The organism is Mycobacterium shimoidei (assembly GCF_900417275.1).
In the GTDB taxonomy this organism is placed as follows: Bacteria; Actinomycetota; Actinomycetes; order Mycobacteriales; family Mycobacteriaceae; genus Mycobacterium; species Mycobacterium shimoidei.
In genome coordinates, this window is the sequence record NZ_UEGW01000001.1 from 4,644,868 (window position 1) to 4,671,595 (window position 26,728).

The window sequence follows — 26,728 nt, forward strand, 5'->3', positions numbered from 1 at the left end:
TCTTTGTTCGTGGCTGTGCTCGCCGGTGATTACGCGGTCCTTATGTTAATCAATGGCCAGCTGATCGAATTCGGTATTTCAGCCGGCATTTGTGCCGGATCGTTGATCGCGGCCGGTCTGATCGTGTACGCGGGCAAGCGACGTCGCAAGGCGATGGCGCGCGGACGAGCGGCCGTCTGGGAGCGCCGTGACCGGCAGGCGGCCAACGCCGATCAACAGTGCCAGTTATGCGGAGACGCATGCGAAAAAGCATGTGAATCACCTAGCTTCGTTGACAGGCAGCACGCGCGCTTATGTGCGGCGTGCGCCGGCTCTCAAATGAGCGCACCCGCCGCGGAAAGCCTGATCAACCGCGTATCACCCGGGTGAACTACCTGGCCGGGTGATGACGACTCATCCCCCGTCGTGAATCCTGACTCAATCGCGGCGTAACACACGAGCCGCAACAGGAGAAGGTGCACCATGAAGATCGTAGTCATTGGCGGACGTGGGCTCATCGGCTCCAAAGTAGCGACCAATCTCGGCGCGCAGGGACACGACGTGATCGCCGCTTCACGCCGATCAGGTGTCAATGCGCTCACCGGTGAAGGTCTCGCCGACGCCGTCGCCGGCGCGGATGTCCTAGTCGACGTTGCCGATTCGCCACTGTTCGACGATGAACCGGTGATGCACTTCTTCACCACCGCGACCTCGAATCTTCTCTGTGCTGAACAAAAGGCGGGAGTCAAACACCACGTCGCATTGTCCGTGGTGGGCGCGGACAACATGCCGGACAGCGGCTACAACACCGCGAAAGCAGCTCAGGAAAAGCTGATCAGGGATTCGGGCCGCCCTTATTCGATCGTGCGAGCAACTCCGTTCTACGAATTCGCGGTTGGCTTGGCTGATTCCGCGACAGACGGAGACATCGTTAGATTGCCCCACGCGTTGTTCCGTCCTATCGCCGCCGACGATGTCGCCACCGCTGTGGCCCACGTGGCTGTCGCGCCTCCCATCAACGGAGTGGCGGAGATCGCCGGCCCCGAGGCGATGGGGATGGACGACTTTGTCCGCAAGGGTCTGGCTGCCACTGGTGATCAACGTCGGGTCGTGACTGACGCGCAGGCACCATACTTCGGCGCGGTGATCGACGACCAGACGCTCGCACCCGATGAGAACGCCACGATCTTCTCCACTCGATACTCCGACTGGATCGACACGTACTCCTGATCACCCGCTCACCCGGGTGAATTGGCGCGCCGGGTGATGACGACTCACCCCGCGTCGTTGAATGCTGACTCAGCAGCTGGCGAGCGGAGGGTAGATGCAGCCGACCATGTACCGGATCTGCATTCGAGGCCGAATCACCGAGCGGCTGGGATCCGCATTGGAAGGGATGCGGTTCGAGGCAGGCGCAACCGAAACCGTGTTCACCGGTGAAATCCGAGACCAGTCACAGCTTTACGGACTCCTCGACAGGGTCCGCGATTTAGGCCTTGAGCTCGTCAGCCTAGAACCGCAGCCCGCGGGAACCCACATCAGGAAGGACCTGTAATGAAAGCCATCACTGTTTCAGATCGTGACGCCGGTGTCGCTGGCCTGTCGCTGACGGAGCTGCCTTACCCCGAGGCTGCTGACAACGACGTCGTCGTGAAGGTACACGCGGCGGGTTTCACACGCGGGGAGCTTGACTGGCCGCACACTTGGATCGACCGCGGAGGCCGGAACCGGACACCGAGCGTGCCTGGCCACGAGCTGTCCGGAGTGGTGGTTGAGTTGGGTTACGGCACCACACTTTTAACCGTCGGTCAGCGAGTGTTCGGGCTCGCCGACTGGGCCCGCAACGGGTCACTGGCCGAGTACACCGCAGTGGAAGCCCGTAATCTCGCACCGCTGCCGATGGACATCGACCATACGGTGGCTGCGGCGCTGCCGATCTCCGGCTTGGCCGCCTGGCAGGGCCTGTTCGACCACGCCCACCTCGCCGCCGGCCAAACGGTTCTGATCCACGGCGCCGTGGGTGGGGTCGGGTCGACCGCGGTGCAGCTCGCTCGCGAGGTCGGCGCGCGCGTCATCGGTACCGGGCGAACCGCAGACAAAGACCTGGCCAAAGAGATCGGCGTCCACACCTTCCTCGACTTGGAGACCGAAAAGTTGGAGGACGCGGGCGAAGTCGACGTGGTGTTCGACGTGATCGGGGGAGACATCATGGAACGCTCGATGGCCATGGTGCGGTCTGGTGGAACGCTCGTCACCGTCGCCGAGCCGCCGAAGACGCAGCCGCGTGATGGGCGCGCCATCTTCTTCCTTGTCGAAGCTGATCGCACCCAGCTTGCCAACCTCGCCGCTCGGGTGCGGGACGGACGCCTGAAGCCGGTAGTGGGTGCCGTGCTGCCACTCGCCGAAGCCCCGGCCGCATTCGCCCCCGGAAAACGCGTCGCCGGCAAGACGATCCTGCGCGTATCCGAAGACTAGCCGCTGTCGCTATGCAGTGGGCAACTACCCACTGTATAGCGACGTCGAAAGGAAGGCAGCCAGATGGTCCGAAAAGTACTACTCACTGCACTGATCGCTGTTGTGATACTTGTGCCCGCCGCTCACGCCGAGCCGGCGCCGCAAGAATCAGGTCAAAGCCCCGTTGTTCGAACCGTTTTCGATCAACCTACCAACCTTCTAGGCAAATCACTTGAAGCAGTGACCGTCAGCTATCCGCCCGGAGGCAAAAGCGCCTCTCACCACCACGCGAAATCGGCGTTCATCATGGCCTACGTGATCTCCGGAGCGATCCGCAGCCAACTCGAAGGTGAGGCTGCACGTGTCTATCACGCCGGTGAGACGTGGAGTGAATCGCCCGGCGCGCACCACACGATCAGTGAAAATGCCAGCAGCACCGAACCCGCCGAATTGCTCGCAGTATTCCTGGTCGATAGCGGAGACCACCCGCTCACCACGGACGACAACACGGAGAGATGAGCTGGCGCGTCAAGGACATGCACAAGCCCGATCCGGTTCGGGTTGTCAGTGCAGCACTACGATTCTCACTCGCGGCGGCCTTCCTGTCCGCTGTTGCCGACAGATTCGGTTGGTGGGAGCCGCTTGGGCAGGGTAGCTGGGGGAACATGAGTCGTTTCGCCGACTATGCCCACCAGCTTGTTCCGTTTGCTTCTGGATGGTTGCTGACCGTCGTCGTATGGGCTGCCACTGCCATCGAAACAACTCTGGGAGTCTTGCTGCTAACCGGCTGGTGGCCAAAACTCATTGGCGCGGCAGCTTCCTTGGTGCTCATAATATTTGGAACCGCGATGGCGGTGTCCCTCGGGATAGAATCACCACTTAGCTACAGTGTCTTCTCCGCTGCAAGCGCGGCCGGCGCTTACGCAATACTGGGCACTGACACCGCATGAAAGCAAGCAAAGACTTCGATGTGGTCGTCGTGGGCGCCGGGGTGGGCGGCGTGGCTGCCGTGCGAAAGCTTGTGGCGTTAGGCATCGCGGTAGCGCTCGTTGAGGATCGTTTAGCCGGTGGCGAGTGTCATTACTTTGGCTGCAACCCGAGCAAAACACTGCTTCGTCCGATCGAGGTGTTCAACCTCGCCAAAGCGGTTCCTGGTGTGCGAGAGACCATCTCAGGTGAGAGGGTGGACGTCGCCGGCGTCTTCGCCAAACGGGACGCGATCATTGAGTATCTCTCGGATCAAGACCGAGTCGCGTCGTTGCGACAAGCCGGTGTAACGGTGTTTCATGGGTTCGGTCGGTTGAGCGGCGAACGAACGGTGGTAGTGACCTGTGCCGATGACACCGAAACTGTCTTGATGGCACGCCACGCGGTCGTTGTTGCGACCGGCACTCGTCCATACATACCGGAGATACCCGGGTTGGCTCAAGCACGCCCGTGGACCAATCGGGACTTCACGACCATGACCCAAGTTCCACTTCGCGCGCTGTTGGTGGGTGCCGGTCCGGTCAGCGTCGAGTTCGCGACCATCCTGGCCGGTTTGGGCTCGGAGGTAACGCTTTTGGTGCGCGCGAAGACCCTGCTTCGAAACTGCGAACCCGAAGCCAGCGAGATGGTCACGCAATCGCTGCGGAGCAAAGGTGTCAAGATTCACTTCGAGACAGAGTTGTCGGCGGCAATCCGGCCCGCCGCAGGCGGGCCGGTGACCGCGACTTTCCACGACCAGACCATCGAGGTAGACGAGATCGTGCTCGCCGCCGGACGGTGCACCAACACCGACGACATCGGACTGGAAACCGTTGGCCTGTCGTGCGGCGAGCCCATTTCTGTGAACGACCATCTTCAGGCGGTCGGCGTCGAAGCCGGCTGGCTCTACGCTCTGGGAGATACCACCGGGCGTGCTCGACTGTCTCATATCTCCACCTACCACGGGCGTCTTGTCGCGGAAATCATCGCTGCGCGAGCTGCCGGGCGAGATCTATCTGAGAACGAGCTGGCAGCCCGGGATGCCGGCAATCTGGCGCAGGTTATTTACACCGAGCCGCAAGTAGTCCGGGTGGGGCGCACGGAAAGTCAGGCCCGCGCAGAAGGGTTTACGGTGCGAACGCGAACCGCCCGTTATCCCGATGCGGTGTCATTCCTCGCCCTTTACCGTGACGGCTTCGATGGATGGGCGAAATTAGTCATTGAGGTCCCGACCAACAGACTGCTCGGCGCGACATTCGTCGGCCCGCAGTTCTCCGAACTGGCCCAAGCAGCCACCCTGGCCGTCCTCGCGAAGGTCCCCACCACTCTCCTACGCCATGCTGTCGCGCCACACCCAACGGTCAATCAGGTCTGGGACCCGCTGCTCGCCGAAGAATCCGAAATTGCGTGAGGGGACTGCGACCATGCTTGTGGCGGGGGTGCGCGCCCTAGGCGGCGATGTCGAGACACTCGAGGTGGACGACCCGCGGCCGTTGGCACCAGACGAGGTCCTCATTGAGGTCCGCGGCGCTGGAATTGGGAACTGGGACGACATCGTTCGGGTCGGCGACTGGGGCGTTGGCACGAGGCCGCCGACGGCGCTCGGCGTCGAAGCCGCCGGCGTCGTCAGGGCCGTCGGCGCCCACCCGAGCGGATTCAGTGTGGACGATGAGGTGCTGTGCCACCCTGTGCCGCTGCGGGACCAAGGCGCGTGGGCGCCGTTTCTGATTGCGCCCGTCGGATCGCTCGCTCGTAAACCACCCTGGATTTCGTGGGAGACCGCGGCGATCTTTCCGGTGCCGGCGTTGACCGCCGAGCAGGTAGTCGGCGAAGCGTTGGCACTTCACGGTGGGGAAACATTGCTGGTTCACGGCGCGGGTGGAATCACCGGCGGACTCATCGTCCAGCTGGCGAACCTGCGCGGGGTCGATGTGCTCGCCACCGCCGGCCCCCGCAGCGCCGAGCGAGTCCGCCGGTATGGCGCCCGCGAAGTGATCGACTACCGGGATCGGATGTGGCCACAACACGCAAAGGCGTTGGCACAGGGTTCTGTTGACGCCGTCGCCAACGCCGCCCCCGGGGGTGCTGCTACGGCGATGACCGCGCTTGGCGACGGCGGCCGACTGGCCACCATCACCCCGGACCTGCCTTCATCGACTCGCGGTATCAGCGCGACCGCGGTTTACGTCCGTTCCGACGGAACTCAACTTGACCGCCTGACCGCGCTTCTCGCCTCCCATTGGTTGAGCATGCCGACCCCGCGTTCCTGCAGCCTGGATCAGGCCGGCCACGCGCTCGCGCAGGTCGTCGCAGGCCAGGAGCCCAACGGAGTGGTCGTCACAAATGACATCCCGTGACGTCGCCCACCCGATTGGCCGCTTATCTGGGCAAGGTCGACAACCTCAGCGGTCCACACTTGCGTTCATAGCGGTGCGTTAATCACCCGGGTGAATCGGTGGTTGGGGTGATGACAGCTTCCCCCGCCTGAGCGCAGTCTCAGTACTTGCAGGACCGTGCGGCATCAATGCGGATCGTCGGTGAACCTCAGGTGTCCTTTGAGATGAGAGATCGCGGAGAAGGGGAGATTGCAGTGACAAGTGACATCTTGAGGCCGGGCGGCCCGCCCGCTAGGTCTGTCGGCCGCACCGAAGGCAAGTCCGTGTTCCTTGGGACGATCGGTGTGCGCCACATCGTCGATAAGTTCGAAGCCGAAGGGCGTTTCTCCTGCCTCGAGCATCCAATGTCGCCGCGAGCGCTGGCCTCGCCGCTTCATCGCCACCACAACGAAGATGAGTACAGCTGGATCATCGAAGGACGCGTGGGCGCGTTGCTCGGCGATGAGGTGCTCGAGGGCGGCCCCGGTGACTTCATTTTCAAGCCACGAAACCAGTGGCACACATTCTGGAACGCCGGCGCTGAGCCGGCCCGCATCCTTGAGATCATCTCCCCCGCAGGATTTGAGCAGTACTTCGACGAGCTGTCTGCCCTCGGCGGTGTGGACAAAATCTCGCCAGAAGACCTCCACGAACTGTGTGTGCGCTACGACCTGGAGATGGATGTCGACAGCGTGCCCGAGCTGTGCAAACGCTTCGGTTTGAAATTCCCCGGCGAACCCCTGTTGTGACGCTGGTTCGAAATCCACTCATGCTCAAGAAATTTCGGCCCATCGCGGGTTTGGCTCCATCGAGAAGCAAGAGGTCGTTGCATGACAAGTGATCGCCCAACCGCTGCGGCCGCAGGCACGCTGAAACTCGGGGATCACCTCACCATCAACCGACTCGGTTTCGGAACGATGCGACTAACCGGGCCCGGTAACTGGGGGCCGCCCCGCGACCCCCACCAGGCGATAGCGGTACTGCGCCGCGCGGTGGAGCTGGGCGTCACGTTCATTGACACCGCGGACTCATACGGCCCGTTCATCGCTGAGGAGTTGATTCGCACCGCCCTACACCCCTACCCCGCCGACCTCGTCGTGGCCACCAAGGCCGGATTCCTGCGGACCCGTCCCGACCGAACGAACACACCGTCGCCGGCATCCTGGACCCCGCTGGGCAAGCCCGAGTATCTGCGCCAACAGGTCGAGATGAGCCTGCGCCGGCTCGGCACTGAGTGCATCCAACTGTTTCAGCTGCACCGCATCGATCCCGACTATCCCCTGGCCGACCAGGTCGGCGAGCTGGCCGACCTGAAAGCCGAAGGCAAGATCGGGCTGATCGGGCTGTCGGAAGTCAGCGTCGATCAGCTCGAGGAAGCGCTGCAGATCACGCCGATCGCCTCCGTGCAGAACCTGTACAACCTCACTGCACGCGACGCCGAGCCACTGGTGAACGTTTGCACGCAGCTGGGTATTGCGTTCATCCCCTGGTTTCCGCTGGGCGCCGGCCCGCTGGCTGCCTCCGACGGACCGTTGCGCAAGATCGCAGCCGCACACCACGCCAGCTCATCCCAGTTGGCGCTGGCCTGGCTGCTCGCGCGTTCACCGATCATGCTGCCGATCCCCGGTACATCGTCGTTGGAGCATCTCGACGAGAACATCGCCGCCGCAGCCGTGACCCTTACCGATGACGACCTCAAAGCACTCAGCGCCCTCTAGCTCGGTCACCAATTCACACCAAAGGAGCCTCGAGATGACCACCATCAATAGGATTTTCACCGGAGTCGGCGCCCATATCGCTCCTGGATACGCCGATGCGGTCGCCGTATCCGGCAGCGGTACACAGATTTTCGTATCTGGAACACCCGGGTTGCGCGAAGACGGCACCGTACCTGATGACTTCGCCGACGAAGCGCGGCAATGCTGGGCCAACGTCGAAACCGCACTCGACAAGGCCGGCGCCACGCTCACCGACATTGTCTACATGCGCCAATGGCTGACCAGCCGCGACAATGTGTCCGACTACCTGGCGGTGAGCAAGGCGATCATTCAGCACGAACCCGCCGCGATGCTCAGCATCATCGACGGGCTGGTGTGGCCCAACCAGCGCGTGGAAGTGGAAGTCATCGCCGTCCTGCCGTCGTGAGCGATTACCCCGTCGTCGACTTGTCCATCGACGAACTGCTGACCACGACTCGCTCGGTGCGCAGACGGCTCGATTTGACCAAACCCGTTCCCATGAGCCTGATCCGGGAATGCCTGGAGATCGCGGTGCAGGCGCCGACGTCGTCCAACCTGCAGAACTGGGGCTTCATCGTGGTCACCGACGCCGCACAGCGTCGCGCGATCGCCGACGTGTACCGGCGCACATGGGAGTGGATCCTCGCCTCCCCATTCGCGGTCGCCGATCGCTTCAAGGACGACCCAGCGCGCAACCTCGAGCAGCGCAAGGTGTCCGACAGTGCGACGTATCTCGCCGAGCACATCGGCCAAGTCCCCGTCTTGATGATCCCGTGCGTCGAGCTCATCGACGGTGACATCACGCTGACGGGCGAAAACGCGAACAAGTATTGGGCTTCGATCATGCCTGCCACATGGAATTACATGCTCGCCGCGCGTTCTCGGGGGTTGGGGACCACGTGGACCGGGGTGACCATAATGGCCGACGCCGAGATGCGGGCCATCCTCGGGCTGCCCGACAACGTCTATCACGCCACAACCGTCCCCACTGCTTACTACACCGGCACAACCTTCCGCCGCGCCAAACGGCTTCCGCTCGACGATGTGTTGCATCTCGACCGGTGGTGAGGGCGGGAGCCAAATCTCAAGGAGGACAGCCATGGACAGCGACTGCGACGACCCGCGGTCCCGGCAGTGACGTTGCGCGACGCGGCACCGACCAGCCGCGCGATGGCGGTCGCGGTGATGGTGTCGATGGTGGCGTTCCTCGACTCCACCGTGATCAATCTTGCTTTGCCGGCCACCGAGCACGACCTCGGTGGCGGATTGACGTTGCAGCAATGGATCATCGACGGCTACCTGTTGGCGATGGCGGCCGCGATCCTGCCCGGCGGGTCCATCTCGGATCTGTTCGGGCGCGTTCCGGTGATGCGGTTCGGGCTGTCGACCTTCGGGGTGGGATCCGTTCTGGCGGCGGTTGCCATCTCTCCGGCGATGCTGATCACCGCCCGCATCATCCAGGGCCTGGGTGCGGCGTTCCTGGTGCCGGGCTCGCTGGCGCTGATCAACACGGTGTTCGACAAAGCACACCGGTCCGCGGCGATCGGCGTGTGGACCGGGTGGACAGGAACCGCCTTTGCGTTGGGCCCTCTGCTGGGCGGCATGTGCGTCGATTACCTGGGCTGGCGTTGGATTTTCGTATTGTCAGCGATCCCCATGGCGGTCGGGTATGCGCTGACGTTCTGGTTGTGCCCGATGTCGGGGCGGGTGGAAGGTGCTCGCGTCGATACCGTCGGCGTGGGCCTATCGGCGGTAGGTCTGACCGCGACCGTGTACGCGTTGATCGAATCGCAACACGATGGCTGGACCGACCCGATGGTCATCACACCATTGGTGATCGGGATTGCGGCACTGACCGGATTCGTGAGCTGGCAACGGCGCAGCAAGTGCCCGATGCTTCCGTTGCCGCTGTTCAGTTTTCGCAATTTCGCTGCCGCCAACCTTGTCACCGCGTTCGTCTACGGCGCGTTGACACTTGGATCGCTCGCCGTGGCCCTCTATACCCAGGAAATCGGCGGCTACTCAGCCACCGCGGCCGGGCTGGCCACCCTGCCGATCCCGGCACTGTCGTTCGTGTTCGCTCGTCATGTCGGGCGCATCGCCGTGCGAATGGGACCGCGCGCGTTCGTGATCACCGGCCCCACCTTGGCGGGGATCGGACTGTTGATGATCCGCCCGAAACCTGATGGATTCCATGCGATTACCGACCTCATCCCCGGGATGACCGTGCTGGCCATCGGGCTGGTCACAGCTATCTCACCGCTGACGGCGGTGACACTGGCCTCGGTGCCGACGGAACGCAGCGGCTTGGCATCGGCGATCAACAACGCCGTCGCACGGCTGGCCGCGCTGATATCGATCGGGTCCATCGGCCTTATCACCGGTGGCACGGCGAGCGCGACCGGATTCGCCCACGTGTTAGAGGTGAGTGCCGCGCTATTCGCACTGGGCGCGATATTCGCCGCGCTGTCGATAAGCAATCCCCCTGCTGGGTGCCAACCTGTCCCCTGCGACATCGCCGCGTTGTGCCGCGACCGACCAGGCGCGCAACCCGCCCTGGCCAGCGGCCCCCCGGCCGCGATGGAACCGTCTGCTTCAGGGTGATCGGTCACCCGCTCAACGAGAGATCGAAAGGAAATCGAAAGGAAATAGTGGACAACACCGCAACCCAGTGGTTCGACGGACGCGAGATGGAGATGGTGCACAAGATGTTTCGGCGTGAGTTCGGTTTGATGCCGGGCCTACTCTGCGGTGTCACCGACCCGGAGCGGGCAGGCATCGTCGCGGACCATTTCGAAGCCATCGCCGCTACCCTGCACCACCACCATCAAAGCGAAGATGAGGATGTGTGGCCGCTGCTGCTGCAGCGCGTCGGGGCAGCGGCGGCTGCACCGGTCGAGTCGATGGAAACTCAACACGCACAGTTGGCCGATGCGTTGAGTGGGATGCAAACGAGAGTGCGCGAGTGGAGTGCTGCACCGACAGCAAACGTCGCCGAGATCCTGGCCAAGGACACACAGCAACTGGTTTGGCTGCTGAACGAGCACCTGGGTGCCGAAGAAGAACAGTTGGTGCCGCTGATGGAGCGTCACATCACCGCAGCCGAGCTTCAAGAGATCGTCGCAAAGGGTGGAGCTATTGGAGCGACTGGCGATCCTGACTCGGTTCCGCTGGCGTTCGGCATGATGCTGTATGAGGCCGACCCGGAGGTGGTCGACCGGGCTGTGGCCAGTGTGCCGTCGCCGCTGCGTGAGGTGATCCGCGATCTGGCTCAACAAGCATTTGCCGCCCATTCTCAACTGATACACGGCACGCCGAATCCGTCACGCAGCACGGAGATCTTCGGGCGCATAACTCACCCGGGGTGGTTGAGGTGATGACAGCTCACCCCGCGTGGCCAGAGGCTCAGTGCGGCCCCAACCCGGCGGTCCTCTTACGGACGGTCCCGCTGCGGCTGTTAGAACCAGGAAGGACTCCGAATGCATTTTGAGGCCAAGAAGGTCATCGTGGTCGGCGGCAGCGCCGGCATCGGCCGGCAGGTGGCGGTCGACGTCGTCGACCATGGCGGCAGCGCGGTGATTGTCGGACGGTCCAAAGGTCGTGTCGAAGATACCGTCGCTGAGCTGACGAGCCGGTCTGGTCAAGCCTGGGGCATCACCGCCGATCTGACGGATCGGGCTGCGATCGCGGACGTGCAGCGCGCGCTGTCCGAGCAGCACGATGACGCGACCCAGCTTGTCAACGCGGCGGGATTCTTCATCCCCAAACCGTTTTTGGAGTACGACCCCCAGTTTTACGACTCGTTCCTGGAGCTCAACTATGGCTTGTTCTTCCTGACGCAGACCGTTGTTGCGGGCATGATCGCCAACGGCCAGGGCGGCTCCATCGTCAACATCGGCAGCATGTGGGCGCACCAGGCCCTCGGAGCGACCCCCTCGTGTGGGCACTCGATGCAAAAAGCCGGGCTGCATGCGCTCACCCATAACCTGGCCATCGAGCTTGCCGAGCACAAGATTCGCGTCAACGCGGTCGCACCGGCCGCCGTCAAGACCCCGGCACTGGAGCGGTGGGTCCCGAAGGACGAGATCGACGCCACAATGGACAGTTTCGCGCCGATTCATCCGCTCGGACGAGTCGGCACCCCCGCCGACGTCGCCAACGCCGTCACCTATCTGCTTTCGGATGCGGCCAGCTGGGTCACCGGCGCGATCCTCAACGTCGATGGCGGCATCATGGCGGGCCGCAACTAGCTCCGACGGAGTAGCCCGCCCGAAACATTATGGCGCGCTGGATAATCGAGCACGCACTTAAGCGTGAGAGTGCGGATCATCGGTGAAGTACTTCGACGAGCTCGTAGTTGGCTATCACGCTGCCGGCAGTGGAGGCGGCATTCCCGGCACCGGCGGGCTGAATGTGGGCTGTCCGCCCATCCGAGGGGGAGCTGGATAGTCCATGCATGTCCCGGGTCCTTTACCGTCCGTCCCGAGGGATGTGCACATCTGGTAGCTGCCGTCCGGTTTGTAACAGATGGTTCGGACGCCGATGGGCACGGTGTACATCGTGTTCCACTCGGTCCTGCAGTTTTGACCGGGATCTGCCGAGGCGGGTGCGGCCGCCACCATCGGCGTGGCGGTGGCCGCGGCGACAATGCCGACCACAGTGATGACGTTTCTTATAGCTGCATTGGTGGCCATTACCAGATCACCACCGCAGCGCCGTTGCCACCGGTGCAAAGGACGCCCGGGTGCATTGCACCACTGCTCAGCTCCGCGATGAAACTGCCGCTACTGCAGTCCATGGGGTAGATCACGTCGGTGACCGGACTGTATGCCCCGATGACGGAGGCACCACCATAGCGGAAGTAATTTGCCCGCACGTTGTCGGCGAACGGACATGACGTGGGTGTGCCTGCCACGACCCCGTCCATCCCAGATGGGCAGACCTCAAATACGAAGTCGGCGTGGGCGGGGGCTGGGGGGTTCAACACCAGTGCGGCGGCTGCCAGGCCGGCGGCGATGAGGGTTTTCTTCATGATCGTTCCTTTGAATGTGCACTCGGTAACCTTTTTGGTACGTCATGTACCCCATAGATTAGCGGGACACGATGTACCCGTAAAGCATGAATTTAAAGAAACCCACCGGCGCGGCTCTGACCAGGACCGTTGATGTGCGCGCGGCCCCGCTGTTCGGGTCAGTAAAAAGGGCGTCGCGCCGACTTTATCGACGCGACGCCTCTGACCAGCACTTATGTGGTGGAGCTGCCGGGAATCGAACCCGGGTCCTACGGCATACCCTCAAGGCTTCTCCGTGCGCAGTCCGCTGTGTCTTTCTCGGATCTCCCGGTCACGCGGACTAGCCGGGATGACGATCCCAGTCGCTGTTGGTGTCCCGATGTGCCCCGCGACCGAACACATCGGTGATCCCTCTAGCTGATGCCAGGATCCGGGCCGAGGGCCTCCCGGGCTGACAGACTAGCCGTCGCTATGCAGCGAGGGCGTAGTCGCGCTGTGTTGAAACGGCGCTTAATTGGTTGCAACGACGCTTACGGTGGTCTCTTGCCTGCACCGGCACGCTTCCCTTGATTCGATGCGCGAAGTCGAAACCGTTCAGCCCCAAGTCTTCGAGCATCCCTGCCGACCTTCGGCAGGACAATCAATGGTACGCCGTCTGTAACAAGGAGCCAGCGCCTTATCTTCCGGTGTGGACCGCCGCCAGCTCCGCGGGCTCAGATCACGTAGTTCAGGTGCTCGACGATGCGCGCACCAACCGCCTCATCCCCGCCGAGCTCGACGGGGGCGCTGGCCACCCGCCCGCCGGCCAGCCGGGCGAACGCCAGCGCGTCGAGGCGGATCGTCGCGGTGGGCTCAAGCCCGCCGAAGTCGTCGACCACCTGGCCACGACCCTCCACTACCACCCGGATGGTGCGCGCCAGCGGGCCGGTCAGCTCGATGGCGACCCGCGAACCGTCGGGGGCCTTGCCAAGTTTGCCGACAACGTAGCCCATGCTGGCCGCCATCTCGTCGAGCGCCAGCCGCGCCGCCGAGCCGTCGAGCTCCGCATCGGTGGCCGGGCGGCCCAGGCCGTCGCGAATGTCATGCTCGTGCATCCAGCAGTCGAACACCCGCACCCGCATGAACCGGCCATAACTGTCCGGTCCGGCCGGGGTGAGCGTCGGCGCGTTCCACTCGTCGTCGGACATCTCGGACAGGCGTTTACGCCGGTCGCCGGTCACCGCCAAGAACCGTTGACGCAGGCTCTCCCCGGGCTCGGAGCTCAGATACCGGACCCAGCGCTCATTCGTCGCGCCGAACTCGTTGCGCACGTGATCCAATGCGGAGACATCGAGGTCGACATCAGGGGTGGCCACACCCATCAGCGCCGACTCGGTGCCAATCATGTGCGAGACCACCGCGCGCACATCCCACCCGGGCAGCGGCGTCGACGTCGCCCACTGCTCCTCGGACAGCCCGGCCAGCAGTCGGTCCAGTGCGTCCCACGACGCGAAAAGACCGGACAACACGTCGGATTTGCTGAGTTGGGTGACCGGGCGCGAGGGGCTGCTCATGCGCCCTGATGCTAGACGCGCGTCAAGACGCGGTAATCATCGCCACCGCGATCATCGCCATCACCATGCCGAGTCCCTGCCAGCGGGTGACCCGTTCGCGCAGCACCAGCATCGCCAGCACTACGGTAGCCGCCGGATACAGCGAAACCACCATGCTGGCCAACGACAGCAGCCAGGCGTGTAGCGCCATCAGCATGGCGACGTTGGCGAAGGTGTCCAGCATCGCCGCGGCCAGCGCCAGCCTCAGCGGCGTCCTCGACGGCAGCTTCGCGTTTCCGGTCGCCGCCGCCACCGTGAAAATCAGCACGGTGGCCGCCGTCCGCGCGAAAAACAACGGCCACAGCCGGCATTCTGCGGGCGCTTGATGCAGCAACACGAAATCCAGGCCGAACGCCACCCCGGCGCAGACCGTGAGCCAGGCCACCCGGCGCGTGAACCGGTGGGTGCGGACATCCTCGTCGTCCGGCGACTCTTGGCCGACCAAAAAGACCGCGATCATGGCCAGCACCACGCCCATGGAGGCGATGTGTCCGGGTCGTTCGCCCATCGCCACGCCCACGGCGATGGGAACGGCGGCGTTGAGCACGGCGGCGATCGGCGAGACCACCGAGATGGGTCCGGCGCCCAAGGCGGCGTAGAACCAGTAGACGCCGACGGCCTGGCTGAGCCCATACAACGAACCCCACAGGATGGCCCCCGCGTGGATGGGCCCGCCGGCGTGGATGGCCAGCATGCCGAGCATGACCGCCGCCACGGGGTACGACACCAGCATGACGCGCAGCGCGGCCACGCGTCGTGAGGCGACGCCCCCGACGAAATCGCTGACGCCGTAGCTGACCGCGGACAGCTGGGCGTACGCCGCCCCGATCAGTTCATCCCCCTGGCGCGCCGACCGAGTGCACGAAGCACCTCACGTTGTGCGTCGCGGCGGGCCAGGTCTTGCCGTTTGTCGTGCGCCCGCTTGCCTCGCGCCAACGCGAGCTCCACCTTGACTTTTCCTCCAGAGAAATACAGGGACAACGGCACCAGGGCGAGGTTACCATCGCGGATCTTGCCGGTCAGATGGTCAATCTGCTTGCGGTGTAACAGCAATTTGCGTTTCCGCCGCGGTTCATGGTTTGTCCATGTGCCGTGGTGATATTCCGGGATGTGCAGGTTACGCAGCCAAACCTCACCGTCCTCGACGGTGGCATAGGCATCCACCAACGACGCCCGTCCTTCACGCAGGCTTTTGACTTCAGTGCCGAGCAAAACCACCCCTGCCTCGAACACTTCCAGAATCGAGTAGTTATGCCGCGCCTTGCGGTTGGTGGCCAGGACCTGCCTGCCGGTCTTGGACGGTGTTGGCTTCTTGGCCACAACTACCGCCGCACGTAGATACGCAAGGTCGCGTACGCCGTCAGCGCGGCCATCGCCACCCCCACCACCAGCAGGATCGGCGAGATGTACAGGATGTCGGCGGAGTCGACCCGCGCGATCAGATGAGCTTGGTAGAACTGCTTGAGCGCGTTCTCGAGGAACAGTCCCCGTACCAGAATCAGGCCCACGACCGCGATGATGACGCCGAGGGTGGCCGCCACCATGGCCTCGAGCAGAAACGGCAGCTGGGTGAACCAGCGGCTCGCGCCGACCAGGCGCATGATGCCGATCTCGGTGCGCCGGGTATAGGCCGCCACCTGAACCATGTTGGCGATCAACAGGATCGCCCCGATTGCCTGTACCAGAGCCACTGCGAAGGCTGCGTTGGACAAACCGTCGAGCACCGCGAACAACCGGTCGATCAGCTTTCTCTCGTTGAGCACGTTGAGCACGCCCGGCTGGCCCCGCATCGAGTCGTCGAATTCCTTGTTCTGCTCGGGGTTTTCCAGCTTGACAATGAATGATGCCGGAAACGACTCCTTGCCTGCCACGTCCTTGAACTCGGGAAATTTGCGGATGGCGTCTTGGTAGGCGTCTTCACGGTTGACGAACCGCACAGACTTGACGTCGTCGCGGGCCTCGATCTTCTCCCGCAACGCCTTGCAGGACGCGCTGTCGCAGGTTAAGTCGTTGGCGGAGATGTCGTCGGTCAAGAAAACCTGCGACTCCACCCGATCGAGGTAGATATTGCGGGAGTTGTCGGCCAACCGGACGACCAGCAGACCGCCGCCGAACAGGCCGATCGAGATGGCCGTCGTCAAAATCATCGCGATGGTCATGGTGACGTTGCGACGAAGACCGGTCAGGACCTCGTTGAACAGGAATGAGAAGCGCACTCAGCGGTCCATCCCGTAGACGCCGCGCTGTTCGTCGCGCACCAGCCTGCCCAGCGACAACTCCACCACGCGCTGGCGCATCGAATCGACGATGTGATGGTCGTGGGTGGCCATCAGCACCGTGGTACCGGTGCGGTTGATGCGCTCCAGCAGGTCCATGATGTCGCGGCTGGTTTCCGGGTCGAGGTTGCCGGTGGGCTCGTCGGCCAGCAGCACCAGCGGCCGGTTGACGAACGCGCGGGCTATTGCAACGCGCTGCTGTTCGCCGCCGGACAGCTCGTGCGGCAGTCGGTTGGCTTTGCCAAAAAGGCCGACCATTTCCAGGACGTCAGGCACCACCCGGTTGATGACGTCGGGTTTCTTACCGATGACCTCCAGCGCGAATGCGACGTTTTCGAACACCGTCTTTTGCTGCAGCAGCCGGAAGTCCTGGAAGACACAGCCGATCACCTGGCGCAGCTTGGGGATGTGGCGTCCGGGCAGCGTGTTGACGTGGAACTTCGACACCCGCACATCGCCGGTGGTGGGGGTTTCGGCGCCCAGCAGCAGCCGCATGAACGTGGATTTGCCCGATCCGGACGGACCGATCAGGAAGACAAACTCGCCCTTGTCGATGGTGACGTTGATGTTGTCCAGCGCAGGGCGAGCAGACGACTTGTACTGCTTGCTGACACGGTCCAGGGCGATCATCACGGCACGCCAGTCTAACTGCGAGTTTTGGCAGGACCGACCAAACCGCTACTGCGGCGGTCCCGGCAACCCCGGCAACGGCGGAAGCAACGGCGGCGGCGCAGGCGGCGGGGTCGGAGGAGGCGGCGTCGATGCCGACGTCGCCGGCCCGAACGGCGGCGGCAAGACCGGCAGCTGGAACGGCGGGGGCGTCGTCGTAGTAGTGGTCGGCGGCGGGGGCGTCGTTGTCGGCGGTGGCGGCACTGTTTTGGTCACCGTGACCGTCGACGGCGGCTGCTGGACGCGAGTGCGGGGTACCCAGGTGTAGTTGGGGTCGGGCACAAAGCCGGGCGGCACGACCTGCGGCGCGGGTGGCGGGGGTTCCGGTTTGTAGGTGTCGTATGTCCACCACACCGCGCAGAAGGCGGCGATCAGCACGACGGTGGACGTACGGACCCGACCACCGAACAGATATCCCGGCCAGCCGCGTTCACCGTTGCCTTCTTTGGTCGGTCTGAGCCTCACCGCATCGGTCAGCCACAGCTTGACCGTGTCTTTGAGGCGTGCGAGCGTGGATTTCACCGCGTGCGCACCGACCCCTGCGTTTCTTCCTCAGAATCGCTGACCGCCGCGGGCGGGTCGATAGCCCCGATGGTCGGGGAGGCGCCGCCCACGGTGACGATGCCGGCACGGCCGAGCGCCCGCACCACCTGAGCCCGCAGCCGTCGTCCCACCTCGAATTGCTTGCCGGGCAGTGTGCGCGCCACCATCCGCAGGTTGACGGTGTCGAGTTCGATGCTCTCCACGCCCATCAGGGCGGGCTTGTCCAACAACAGGTCCCGCAACGGGGTGTCGTCCATGGCGGTTTCGCACACCTGATGTAGCACGTCGTTGACCAGGTTGAGGTCGGCGCTGGTCGGTACCGGGATGTCGACGACGGCGCGCGCCCAGTCCTTGGACAGGTTCAACGACCTGACGATGTTGCCGTTGGGGACGGTGTAAACCTCGCCGTCGGGCGTCCGCAGCTTGGTCACCCGCAAAGTGACCTCTTCGACGGTCCCGAGCGCCTCAGTGGGCGCGCCCACCATGCTCAGCTGCACGAGATCGCCGAAGCCGTACTGCTTTTCGGTGATGATGAAAAATCCGCTGAGCAGGTCCTGAACCAGCTTTTGGGCGCCGAAGCCCAGCGCGGCACCCAGCACCGCAGCAGGCGCGACCAACGAGCCGACCGGCACGTTGAGAATGTTGGTGATCTTGACCGCAACCACGACGCCCAGAAGCACCAGTGAAACCCAGGAAATCACCGATGCGACGGCTTGGCGGTGCTTGGAGGCCTCCGAGCGCACCAACGCGTCGCCGGTCTGGAAGCCCTCTTCGAGGCGTTTGGTGATTTTCCCGACCATCCACGTGATGAAGCGGGCTGCCAGCAGCGCGCCGAGCACCAGCAGGGTGATCCGCAGGCCCTTGGACAAAATCCATTCGCCGATCTCGCCGTGCCAGAAGTTGTGCCAGCGGTCGGCCATGGAAAAAGCGAGATAGCTATGAGTCGTCATCTCGCCTGTTGCGCCACCGGATTCCCGCTTCCAGGAACCCGTCGATGTCCCCGTCCAACACGGCCGTCGGATTACCGACCTCGTAGTCGGTGCGCAAATCCTTGACCATCTGATAGGGGTGCAGTACGTACGAGCGCATCTGGTTACCCCACGAGCTGCCGCCGTCCCCCTTCAACGCGTCGAGCTCTGCGCGTTCTTCTAAGCGCTTGCGCTCCAACAACTTCGCCTGAAGAACCCGCATCGCCGCCACCTTGTTTTGTAGCTGCGACTTCTCGTTCTGACAGGTGACGACGATCCCGGTGGGAATGTGGGTGAGCCGCACCGCCGAGTCGGTGGTGTTGACCGATTGGCCGCCGGGCCCGCTGGAGCGGTAGACGTCTACCCGGATGTCGCCTTCGGGGATGTCGATGTGGTCGGTGGTCTCCACCACCGGCAGCACCTCGACCTCGGCGAACGACGTCTGTCTCCGATGCTGGTTGTCGAACGGGCTGAGCCGCACCAGCCGATGGGTGCCCTGTTCCACCGAGAGCGTGCCGTAGGCGAACGGGGCATGCACGGCGAACGTCGCGCTTTTGATGCCGGCCTCTTCGGCGTAGGAGATGTCGAACACCTCGACGGGGTAGTTGTGCTGCTCGGCCCAGCGGATATACATCCGCATCAGCATTTCGGCCCAGTCGGCGGCGTCCACCCCGCCGGCCCCCGAGCGGATGGTGACCAGCGCCTCCCGCTCGTCGTATTCGCCGGATAGCAGGGTGCGGACTTCCATGGCCTCGACGTCGGCACGCAGCGCCTTGAGTTCGGCGTCCGCCGCCGCCAGCTCGTCGGCAGACTCTTCTTCAACTGCCAGTTCATAGAGCACCGGCAGGTCGTCGAGGCGGCGGCGCAGCTCTTCGACCCGGCGCAATTCGCCCTGGGCGTGGGACAGCTCGCTGGTCACCCGCTGGGCGCGGGCCTGGTCGTCCCACAGCTTCGGGTCGGACGCCTCGTGTTCGAGCTTCTCGATGCGGCTACGCAGACCCTCGATATCGAGCACCCGCTCCACGGTGGTCAGCGTGGAGTCAAGCGCCGCGATGTCGGCCTGACGGTCTGGTTCCACAGCTGCCCAGGTTACCGGCCGATCGACCAACGCAGCCTACGCACCGGTAGCCGTTAGCATCGAGGTATATGCGTCCTTACCACGTCGCGATCGTCGGCTCCGGTCCCTCGGGCTTTTTCGCCGCGGCATCGCTGCTGAACGCCGCCGATTCGTCGGATCGAATCGACGTGGCCGTGGACATGCTGGAAATGCTGCCGACACCGTGGGGTCTGGTGCGCTCCGGTGTGGCGCCCGACCACCCCAAGATCAAGTCGGTCAGCAGGCAATTCGAAAAGATCGCTGACGACCCCCGGTTCCGCTTCTTCGGAAACGTGGTGGTGGGCGAGCACATCGAGGCCGCCGAACTGGCCGAGCGCTACGACGCGGTGATCTATGCCGTCGGGGCGCAATCGGATCGATCGCTGGGCATTCCCGGCGAGGATCTGCCGGGCAGTATCGCCGCCGTCGACTTCGTGGGCTGGTACAACGCCCATCCACACTTCGAGCAGATGTCGCCCGATCTGTCCGGTTCGCGTGCGGTGGTGATCGGTAATGGCAATGTCGCGCTGGACGTCGCGCGCATTCTGGTGAGCAACCCGAATGAGCTGGCCCGGACCGATATCGCCGATCACGCGTTGGATTCGTTGCGCCCGTGCGCTGTCCAGGAAGTGGTGATCATAGGTCGCCGGGGACCGCTACAGACTGCGTTCACGACGCTGGAGCTGCGTGAGCTGGGCACTCTGGCGGCGCTCCAGGACGTCGACGTCGTGGTCGATCCCGCAGATCTCCAGGGCATCAGCGACGAGGACGCGGCCGCGGTCGGCAAGACGTGCAAGCAGAACATCAAGGTGCTGCGGGAATACGCGACCCGCGAGCCCCGCCCGGGTCACCGCCGACTCGTCTTCCGTTTCTTTACCTCTCCCATCGAGATCAAGGGCGACGGCAAGGTCGAGCGAATCGTGCTCGGGCGCAACGAGCTGGTCAGCGAAGACGGTCGGGTGGTGGCCAAGGACACCGGTATGCGCGACGAGCTACCTGTGCAGCTGGTGGTGCGCTCGGTGGGCTATCGCGGGGTGCCGACCCCGGGGCTGCCGTTCGACGAGAAAACCGGAACGATCCCCAACAGCGGCGGCCGGGTCGCGGGCAGGCGAAACGAATACGTCGTCGGCTGGATCAAGCGTGGCCCCACCGGGGTGATCGGCACCAACAAGAAGGACGCGCAGGACACCGTCGACACCCTGCTCGCGGACTTGTCCAGCGCCGACTTGGCGGACTTCGGGGCCGACCATGCCGAGACGCTCGCCGAATTGCTGGCCTCCCGTCAACCCAAACTCGTCACCGACGCGCACTGGAAGCTGATCGACGAGTACGAGCGTTCCGCCGGCGAGCCGCACGGACGGCCACGGGTCAAATTGGCTAGCCTGACCGAGCTGTTGCGCGTCTGTCACGGCTAGCCGCGGTCGCAGCCGTTGCTGACAGAAGGAGATCCGCCGATGGGCACCGGACACCAACGCCTCGACGTCAACGGCGTCGATCGCGAGGCCTATCACGCTGTCCTAGGCATGGAGCGCTATCTGGCCAAGAGCGGCCTAGACCCGAAACTGCATGAACTGATCAAGATCCGCGCGTCACAGATCAACGGATGCGCCTTCTGTCTGGACATGCATAACCGCGACGCCCGGAAAGCCGGCGAGGACCAACGCCGCCTCGATGTGCTCTCAGCGTGGCGCGAAGCACCTGACTTGTTCACCGACCCGGAACGAGCCGCCGTCGCCCTCACCGAAGCGGTCACCCGCATCGCCGATGAGGGTGTGCCCGACTCGGTCTGGAGCGACGTCACCGCCCACTTCGACGAAGGCGGAATCGTTCACTTGCTGATGGCGATCGCGACGATCAACGTCTGGAACCGACTAGCGATCGCGACTCACCAGCACCTCCCGGACCTGCCTGCACCCTCCTGACCTCGATCGCCGCCGGCAGGTGTTTTGCCGCGGTGCGTGTGTGGAGTTATCCGCTCTGATACCTGCGGCGGCCCTATATTGTCATCGCAGCCGGGTCGCGAGGCCCCCGGATGAGCCGGGCACCGGCGGGCGGAAGTGGCGGAAGACTGGTGTCCCTTACTGATACAGCCGGCACGACCGGTGTCCACGAAGCGGTACGAACCCTGCACCCCGGCTACTTCGCGCTGGTGATGGCCACCGGCATCGTGTCGATCGCGATGCACAACCACGGCGCCTACCCGCTCTCGGTGGCGTTGCTGTGGCTGGCCTGCGGGGCTTTCGCCGTCCTGCTGATCGTTACCGCGGTGCGAATCATCGCCTTCCGCGCCGACCTCATCGCAGACCTGCAGGATCCGCGCCGCGCGTTCGGGTCGTTCACCTTTGTCGCCGCCGCCGATGTGCTGGGAACCCGACTGGCCGTCGACAGCCATTACCGGATTGCGTCGGCGCTGCTACTGGTCGGTTGGCTGGCCTGGCTGGTGCTCGGCTACGTGGTGCCGTGGACGGCCTGTTTGCGCACCACTCACCGGCCGGTCTTGAAGTACGCGAACGGCACCTGGTTCATCTGGGTGGTCGCCAGTGAGTCGGTCGCCGTGCTGGCCGCCGCACTGGAGCCCGAATTGGAAACGGGGCGACGGGAACTGGCGCTGCTGGCGGTGTTCTCCTGGTCGGTCGGCGTATTCCTGTACGCCGCTGCGGGGATCTTCGTCGGCGCGCGCATGCTGCTCTACGGACTGAAACCCGAGGACCTCACTCCGCCGTACTGGGTGTCGATGGGTGCCACCGCGATCACCGTGGTCGCCGGCGCCCGGATCGTGGAGATGGCGCATGCGCCGATGGTCGACGCCACCCGCGGCCTGGTCGCGGGAACGTCAGTGGTGTTCTGGGCCTTCGGCACGTGGCTGATACCGCCGCTGATCGCCGCCGGCATCTGGAAGCACGTGGTGCATCGCATCCCGCTGCGCTACGAGGCGCCGCTGTGGAGCGTGGTTTTCCCGCTGGGCATGTACGGGGTCGGCGGCGATTATCTGGGAAAGGCCGACCACTTGCCGATCGTGGAATCCATCGGCGCGCACGAGAGCTGGATCGCCCTGGCGGCGTGGGCGATTACGTTTGTTGCGATGCTGCACCACCTGGCCACAACGCTCGGTGGCTCTGCTAGTCGACGGTCGACCCGGGCGGCGCGAAGCTCCAGTTGTCCGGATTCTTCTGCGAGTACACCACCGGCATCAGCTGACCCATCGTCGGCCAGTCATCAACATTGACAGCCATACGTTGATACACCGGGTGCTCATTGACGGTCGGCCCGTTGATGATGCCCGCGATGGTGACGAATTGCTCGCCGGTGGCGTCCGGTCGCGGGCTGACCCCGGTGACGAGCAGCGTGCCCTGCAGCGCGTCACTGTACGGACCGCGACGGATGAACCGCGGGGCCAAGAACACCGCGAGAATCGCGACCAGTAGGAGCAGCACGCCGAATTCCCAACCCACCTGGCCATGGTAGGACTGCACCCATGAAGACCGATCTTGCAGTGGCATTGGCACTGGCCGACCACGCCGACGAGCTGACCGTCGCCCGGTTCGGCGCGCTGGATCTGCAGATCGACACCAAACCTGACCTCACGCCAGTGACCGACGCGGACCGGGCCGTCGAAACCGAGTTGCGTGCAGTGCTGGAACACGAGCGCCCCGACGACAGCGTGGTAGGCGAAGAATTCGGCGGCTCAACGACTTTGGCCGGACGCCAGTGGGTCATCGACCCGATCGACGGCACCAAAAATTTCGTACGTGGGGTGCCGGTATGGGCCAGCCTGATCGCGTTGCTCGACGACGGCGTTCCGCGCATCGGCGTCGTCAGCGCCCCTGCCCTGCAGCGACGATGGTGGGCGGCCAGCGGCGAGGGGGCGTTCGGCAAGACCGGCGGGTCGGCGCCGCGTCGGCTCTCGGTGTCGTCGGTGGCCGATCTCAGCGCGGCCAGCTTGTCGTTTTCCAGCCTGTCCGGCTGGGCGCAGCGCGGCCTGCGCGAGCGCTTCATCGGTTTGACCGACGAGGTCTGGCGGGTGCGCGCGTACGGCGACTTCTGGTCGTACTGCCTGGTGGCCGAGGGAGCCGTGGACATCGCCGCCGAGCCCGAAGTGTCGGTATGGGACCTGGCGGCCCTAGACGTGCTGGTCCGCGAAGCGGGCGGAACGTTCAGCGACTTGGACGGCGTCCCCGGACCGCACGGTGGAACCGCGCTGGCCACTAACGGCCTGTTGCACGATGCGGTGCTGAGCCGACTGCGGAGATAGCTACGCCGGCGGCGCCTTCCGTTTAGCGCCGGTCCGCGGTGTGAATTATCTAACAGACCCGACCTATCTTACTCTGGAGTAAGGTAGTGGTATCGCATCAAGCCAACCAGCGAGGCTGCTGACATGACCAACACCATTCCCAGCACCAACGGACGCCACAAGCGAACCGGGCGAAAGACCGGCGTCGGTGAGTACAAACGCAGGCGAACCGGGGTCGACATCGGCATGGCGCTGCTCACGCCGCTCGTCGGCCAGGAATTCCTGGACAAATATCACCTGCGCGATCCGCTGAACCGGACCTTGCGCTACGGCGTCAAGACCGCATTCTCGGCGGCCGGCGCCACCACCCGGCAGTTCAAGCGGGTGCAGGGTCGCGGCGGCGGGCCGACCCGGCTGAAGGCAAGCGGCAAGGACTACTTCGACCTGACCCCCGACGACGACCAAAAGCTGATCGTCGAAACCGTCCGACAGTTCGCCGAAGAAGTCCTGCGGCCCGCCGCGGCCGAGGCCGACGAAGCGACCACCTATCCCCCCGACCTGGTCGCCAAGGCGGCGGAGTTGGGGATCACGGCGGTCAACGTGCCAGAAGACTTCGAAGGCATCGCCGAGCACCGCTCGAGCGTCACCAACGTCCTGGTCGCCGAGGCGCTCGCGTATGGCGACATGGGCTTGGCGCTGCCGATCCTCGCGCCCGCCGGTGTGGCCGCGGCGCTCACCCATTGGGGCAGCGCTGATCAGCAGGCCACGTATCTCAAGGAATTTGCGGGCGACAACGTGCCACAGGCTTGCGTGGCGATCGCCGAGCCGCAGCCGTTGTTCGACCCGACCAACCTGAAGACCACTGCCGTGCGTACGCCCAGCGGCTACCGCCTCGACGGGGTGAAGTCGTTGGTCCCCGCGGCCGCCGACGCCGAGATGTTCATCGTCGCCGCGCAGCTGAACGGCAAGCCGGCGCTTTTCATCGTCGAATCGTCGACGCAGGGTCTGACGGTCAAGCCCGACCCGAGCATGGGTCTGCGCGCGGCCGCGCTGGGCCAGATCGAACTCGACAAGGTATCGGTGCCGCTGAGCGCACGGCTCGGTGAAGACGGGGCGACCGACGAGGACTACTCGGATGCGATCGCGCTGTCCCGATTGGGTTGGGCCGCACTGGCGGTCGGCACCTCTCACGCGGTGCTCGACTACGTCGTCCCCTACGTCAAGGAACGCGAAGCGTTCGGCGAGCCGATCGCCCACCGCCAGTCGGTGGCATTCATGTGCGCCAACATCGCGATCGAACTCGACGGATTGCGGCTGATCACCTGGCGTGGTGCCGCGCGCGCCGAACAGGGCCTGCCGTTCAATCGGGAAGCGGCACTTGCCAAACGGCTCGGCGCCGACAAGGGCATGCAAATCGGTTTGGACGGCGTGCAACTGCTCGGCGGCCACGGCTACACCAAGGAACACCCCGTCGAACGCTGGTACCGCGACCTGCGGGCCATCGGCGTCGCCGAGGGCGTCATGGTCATCTAGAAGTGCCCCCGGACCTGCAAGCGAAAGACCAACCATGACAATCAATCTGGAACTTCCCAAAAAGCTGCACGCCGTCATCGACAATGCGCATGCAGCCGGTGCCGAGCTCATGCGGCCGATCGCACGCAAGTACGACCTGAAGGAACACGCCTACCCCGTCGAGCTCGATACCTTGGCGCACCTCTTCGAGGGAGCCGCGGCATCCAACACCCTCGACATGGCCGGCGCCGACGCGTTTCGCAGCAGCGAAACCAACGGAGAAAACCGCAACGGTGCCAACATGGCAGCGGTCCTGCAGACGATGGAGGCCAGTTGGGGCGACGCGGCGATGATGCTGTCGATCCCCTACCAAGGCCTTGGCAATGCCGCGATCTCCGGTGTGGCCACCGACGAGCAGTTGAAGCGGTTCGGCAAGGTCTGGGCTGCGATGGCCATCACCGAGCCCGGATTCGGGTCCGACTCGGCCGCGGTATCGACGACCGCCAAACTCGACGGCGACGAATACGTGATCAACGGCGAAAAGATCTTCGTCACCGCTGGTTCGCGTGCCACCCACATCGTGGTGTGGGCGACCTTGGACAAATCGAAGGGTCGCCCGGCGATCAAGTCGTTCGTCGTGCCGCGCGAGCACCCCGGTGTCACGGTGGAGCGGCTGGAGAAGAAGCTCGGCATCAAGGGCTCCGACACCGCCGTGATCCGCTTCGACAACGTCCGGATACCCAAGGACAATTTGCTCGGCAACCCCGAGATCGAACCCGGCAAAGGGTTTGCCGGGGTGATGGAGACGTTCGACAACACCCGCCCAGTGGTCGCGGCGATGGCCCTCGGGGTTGCCCGCGCGGCGCTGGAGGAATTACGGACGATTCTGACCAACGCCGGCGTGGAGATTTCCTACGACAAGCCATCGCATGCGCAAAGCGCGCCCGCCGCCGAATTCCTGCGGATGGAGGCCGACTGGGAGGCCAGCTACCTGCTGACCGTGCGCGCGGCGTGGCAAGCCGACAACCAGATCCCCAACTCCAAGGAAGCGTCGATGGCCAAAGCCAAAGCCGGCCGGGTGGGCAGCGACATCACCTGTAAGGCAGTCGAATTGGCCGGCACGATCGGCTATTCCGAGCAGTCCCTGCTGGAGAAGTGGGCGCGCGACTCGAAGATCATGGACATCTTCGAGGGCACGCAGCAGATTCAGCTGCTGGTGGTCGCGCGACGGTTGCTGGGCCTGTCGTCGTCGGAGCTGAAGTAGCAGGGCTAGCTGGAGCCACCCCCGCCCGTTGTGCGGCTAGCCGCACGTTCGAT

General features: G+C 64.3%; 31 protein-coding genes and 1 other RNA gene. 21 read left to right on the forward strand and 11 right to left on the reverse strand.

Annotated elements, in window-relative coordinates; all coding sequences use genetic code 11:
* Nucleotides 1-9 precede the first annotated feature (9 nt).
* The 15 genes from MSP7336_RS22490 to MSP7336_RS22560 all read left to right on the forward strand — a co-directional run bounded on the left by MSP7336_RS22490 (nucleotide 10) and on the right by MSP7336_RS22560 (nucleotide 11,763).
* A complete protein-coding gene (locus MSP7336_RS22490) occupies nucleotides 10-369 on the forward strand; it encodes a hypothetical protein (protein ID WP_142706845.1) in 360 nt (119 codons plus the stop codon).
* A gap of 93 nt (nucleotides 370-462) precedes the next feature.
* Entirely contained in the window at nucleotides 463-1,209 is a 747-nt protein-coding gene (locus tag MSP7336_RS22495; protein WP_069397915.1) for an SDR family oxidoreductase, read from the forward strand.
* Between the two features lie 94 nt (nucleotides 1,210-1,303).
* A complete protein-coding gene (locus MSP7336_RS22500) occupies nucleotides 1,304-1,534 on the forward strand; it encodes a hypothetical protein (protein ID WP_069397916.1) in 231 nt (76 codons plus the stop codon).
* A complete protein-coding gene (locus MSP7336_RS22505; protein ID WP_113964655.1) occupies nucleotides 1,534-2,454 on the forward strand; it encodes an NADP-dependent oxidoreductase in 921 nt (306 codons plus the stop codon). The genes MSP7336_RS22500 and MSP7336_RS22505 overlap by 1 nt, the downstream gene beginning before the upstream one ends.
* Before the next feature lie 63 nt (nucleotides 2,455-2,517).
* Nucleotides 2,518-2,952 (forward strand): cupin domain-containing protein, encoded by a 435-nt coding sequence (locus tag MSP7336_RS22510; protein ID WP_069397918.1) that lies wholly within the window; start codon nucleotides 2,518-2,520, stop codon nucleotides 2,950-2,952.
* Between the two features lie 17 nt (nucleotides 2,953-2,969).
* The gene (locus MSP7336_RS22515; protein ID WP_069397953.1) at nucleotides 2,970-3,383 is read left to right on the forward strand and encodes a hypothetical protein; all 414 of its coding nucleotides are present in this window, start codon (nucleotides 2,970-2,972) and stop codon (nucleotides 3,381-3,383) included.
* Nucleotides 3,380-4,810 carry a dihydrolipoyl dehydrogenase family protein gene (locus MSP7336_RS22520; protein WP_069397919.1) on the forward strand — a complete coding sequence of 477 codons (1,431 nt, stop codon included), beginning with the start codon at nucleotides 3,380-3,382 and terminating at the stop codon, nucleotides 4,808-4,810. Before MSP7336_RS22515 ends, MSP7336_RS22520 begins: the two co-directional genes overlap by 4 nt.
* Nucleotides 4,803-5,756, forward strand: coding sequence for an NADP-dependent oxidoreductase (locus tag MSP7336_RS22525; protein WP_244917509.1), 954 nt, complete (start codon nucleotides 4,803-4,805; stop codon nucleotides 5,754-5,756). The genes MSP7336_RS22520 and MSP7336_RS22525 overlap by 8 nt, the downstream gene beginning before the upstream one ends.
* Before the next feature lie 167 nt (nucleotides 5,757-5,923).
* Complete coding sequence (locus MSP7336_RS22530) at nucleotides 5,924-6,523, forward strand: cupin domain-containing protein (RefSeq protein WP_232321125.1); 600 nt, start codon at nucleotides 5,924-5,926, stop codon at nucleotides 6,521-6,523.
* An 81-nt stretch (nucleotides 6,524-6,604) separates the two neighbouring features.
* Nucleotides 6,605-7,492, forward strand: coding sequence for an aldo/keto reductase (locus MSP7336_RS22535; RefSeq protein WP_069397922.1), 888 nt, complete (start codon nucleotides 6,605-6,607; stop codon nucleotides 7,490-7,492).
* 34 nt (nucleotides 7,493-7,526) lie between these two features.
* Nucleotides 7,527-7,919, forward strand: coding sequence for a Rid family hydrolase (locus tag MSP7336_RS22540; protein WP_069397923.1), 393 nt, complete (start codon nucleotides 7,527-7,529; stop codon nucleotides 7,917-7,919).
* Nucleotides 7,916-8,581 (forward strand): nitroreductase family protein, encoded by a 666-nt coding sequence (locus tag MSP7336_RS22545; protein WP_113964657.1) that lies wholly within the window; start codon nucleotides 7,916-7,918, stop codon nucleotides 8,579-8,581. The genes MSP7336_RS22540 and MSP7336_RS22545 overlap by 4 nt, the downstream gene beginning before the upstream one ends.
* A 66-nt stretch (nucleotides 8,582-8,647) precedes the next feature.
* Nucleotides 8,648-10,117 carry an MFS transporter gene (locus MSP7336_RS22550; RefSeq protein ID WP_232321126.1) on the forward strand — a complete coding sequence of 490 codons (1,470 nt, stop codon included), beginning with the start codon at nucleotides 8,648-8,650 and terminating at the stop codon, nucleotides 10,115-10,117.
* 47 nt (nucleotides 10,118-10,164) lie between these two features.
* Nucleotides 10,165-10,890: a hemerythrin domain-containing protein gene (locus MSP7336_RS22555; protein WP_084226617.1), complete on the forward strand. Its 726-nt coding sequence runs from the start codon at nucleotides 10,165-10,167 to the stop codon at nucleotides 10,888-10,890.
* A gap of 102 nt (nucleotides 10,891-10,992) precedes the next feature.
* Nucleotides 10,993-11,763: an SDR family NAD(P)-dependent oxidoreductase gene (locus MSP7336_RS22560; protein ID WP_113964658.1), complete on the forward strand. Its 771-nt coding sequence runs from the start codon at nucleotides 10,993-10,995 to the stop codon at nucleotides 11,761-11,763.
* A 443-nt stretch (nucleotides 11,764-12,206) separates the two neighbouring features.
* On the opposite strand, the gene MSP7336_RS22565 is transcribed toward MSP7336_RS22560, so the two are convergent.
* The 10 genes from MSP7336_RS22565 to prfB all read right to left on the reverse strand — a co-directional run bounded on the left by MSP7336_RS22565 (nucleotide 12,207) and on the right by prfB (nucleotide 19,650).
* Nucleotides 12,207-12,545, reverse strand: coding sequence for a hypothetical protein (locus MSP7336_RS22565; protein WP_069397926.1), 339 nt, complete (start codon nucleotides 12,543-12,545; stop codon nucleotides 12,207-12,209).
* A 217-nt stretch (nucleotides 12,546-12,762) separates the two neighbouring features.
* Nucleotides 12,763-13,126, reverse strand: a transfer-messenger RNA (tmRNA) gene (gene ssrA / locus MSP7336_RS22570).
* Nucleotides 13,127-13,237: 111 nt separating this feature from the next.
* Nucleotides 13,238-14,077 carry a maleylpyruvate isomerase family mycothiol-dependent enzyme gene (locus MSP7336_RS22575; protein WP_113964659.1) on the reverse strand — a complete coding sequence of 280 codons (840 nt, stop codon included), beginning with the start codon at nucleotides 14,075-14,077 and terminating at the stop codon, nucleotides 13,238-13,240.
* A 22-nt stretch (nucleotides 14,078-14,099) separates the two neighbouring features.
* A complete protein-coding gene (locus MSP7336_RS22580) occupies nucleotides 14,100-14,948 on the reverse strand; it encodes an EamA family transporter (RefSeq protein ID WP_113964660.1) in 849 nt (282 codons plus the stop codon).
* Nucleotides 14,945-15,436: an SsrA-binding protein SmpB gene (smpB, locus tag MSP7336_RS22585; protein WP_069397928.1), complete on the reverse strand. Its 492-nt coding sequence runs from the start codon at nucleotides 15,434-15,436 to the stop codon at nucleotides 14,945-14,947. The genes MSP7336_RS22580 and smpB overlap by 4 nt, the downstream gene beginning before the upstream one ends.
* 2 nt (nucleotides 15,437-15,438) lie before the next feature.
* Nucleotides 15,439-16,332: a permease-like cell division protein FtsX gene (gene ftsX / locus MSP7336_RS22590; RefSeq protein ID WP_113964661.1), complete on the reverse strand. Its 894-nt coding sequence runs from the start codon at nucleotides 16,330-16,332 to the stop codon at nucleotides 15,439-15,441.
* The gene (ftsE, locus tag MSP7336_RS22595) at nucleotides 16,333-17,022 is read right to left on the reverse strand and encodes a cell division ATP-binding protein FtsE (protein ID WP_069397957.1); all 690 of its coding nucleotides are present in this window, start codon (nucleotides 17,020-17,022) and stop codon (nucleotides 16,333-16,335) included.
* Nucleotides 17,023-17,070: 48 nt separating this feature from the next.
* On the reverse strand, nucleotides 17,071-17,544 hold the full coding sequence (locus MSP7336_RS22600; RefSeq protein ID WP_113965212.1) for an Rv3103c family proline-rich protein: 474 nt from the start codon (nucleotides 17,542-17,544) through the stop codon (nucleotides 17,071-17,073).
* Between the two features lie 35 nt (nucleotides 17,545-17,579).
* Complete coding sequence (locus MSP7336_RS22605; protein WP_113964662.1) at nucleotides 17,580-18,554, reverse strand: mechanosensitive ion channel family protein; 975 nt, start codon at nucleotides 18,552-18,554, stop codon at nucleotides 17,580-17,582.
* Nucleotides 18,541-19,650, reverse strand: coding sequence for a peptide chain release factor 2 (gene prfB / locus MSP7336_RS22610; protein WP_069397931.1), 1,110 nt, complete (start codon nucleotides 19,648-19,650; stop codon nucleotides 18,541-18,543). The genes MSP7336_RS22605 and prfB overlap by 14 nt, the downstream gene beginning before the upstream one ends.
* Nucleotides 19,651-19,718: 68 nt before the next feature.
* Between prfB and MSP7336_RS22615 the strand changes: the two genes are divergently transcribed.
* The 3 genes from MSP7336_RS22615 to MSP7336_RS22625 all read left to right on the forward strand — a co-directional run bounded on the left by MSP7336_RS22615 (nucleotide 19,719) and on the right by MSP7336_RS22625 (nucleotide 22,894).
* Nucleotides 19,719-21,083 (forward strand): FAD-dependent oxidoreductase, encoded by a 1,365-nt coding sequence (locus MSP7336_RS22615; protein ID WP_113964663.1) that lies wholly within the window; start codon nucleotides 19,719-19,721, stop codon nucleotides 21,081-21,083.
* A gap of 39 nt (nucleotides 21,084-21,122) precedes the next feature.
* Complete coding sequence (locus tag MSP7336_RS22620) at nucleotides 21,123-21,590, forward strand: carboxymuconolactone decarboxylase family protein (RefSeq protein WP_113964664.1); 468 nt, start codon at nucleotides 21,123-21,125, stop codon at nucleotides 21,588-21,590.
* A gap of 149 nt (nucleotides 21,591-21,739) precedes the next feature.
* On the forward strand, nucleotides 21,740-22,894 hold the full coding sequence (locus MSP7336_RS22625) for a tellurite resistance/C4-dicarboxylate transporter family protein (RefSeq protein WP_280524371.1): 1,155 nt from the start codon (nucleotides 21,740-21,742) through the stop codon (nucleotides 22,892-22,894).
* On the opposite strand, the gene MSP7336_RS22630 is transcribed toward MSP7336_RS22625, so the two are convergent.
* Nucleotides 22,788-23,120 carry a hypothetical protein gene (locus MSP7336_RS22630; RefSeq protein WP_113965213.1) on the reverse strand — a complete coding sequence of 111 codons (333 nt, stop codon included), beginning with the start codon at nucleotides 23,118-23,120 and terminating at the stop codon, nucleotides 22,788-22,790. The two genes, MSP7336_RS22625 and MSP7336_RS22630, sit on opposite strands and share 107 nt — an antisense overlap.
* A gap of 23 nt (nucleotides 23,121-23,143) precedes the next feature.
* Here MSP7336_RS22630 and hisN point away from each other — a divergent pair, with 23 nt between their 5' ends.
* From hisN to MSP7336_RS22645, 3 genes are all read left to right on the forward strand, one after another.
* Nucleotides 23,144-23,920 (forward strand): histidinol-phosphatase, encoded by a 777-nt coding sequence (gene hisN / locus MSP7336_RS22635; RefSeq protein ID WP_113964666.1) that lies wholly within the window; start codon nucleotides 23,144-23,146, stop codon nucleotides 23,918-23,920.
* Nucleotides 23,921-24,043: 123 nt separating this feature from the next.
* Nucleotides 24,044-25,432 carry an acyl-CoA dehydrogenase family protein gene (locus MSP7336_RS22640; RefSeq protein ID WP_113964667.1) on the forward strand — a complete coding sequence of 463 codons (1,389 nt, stop codon included), beginning with the start codon at nucleotides 24,044-24,046 and terminating at the stop codon, nucleotides 25,430-25,432.
* 34 nt (nucleotides 25,433-25,466) lie between these two features.
* Entirely contained in the window at nucleotides 25,467-26,675 is a 1,209-nt protein-coding gene (locus MSP7336_RS22645; RefSeq protein ID WP_069397936.1) for an acyl-CoA dehydrogenase family protein, read from the forward strand.
* Nucleotides 26,676-26,728 lie beyond the last annotated feature (53 nt).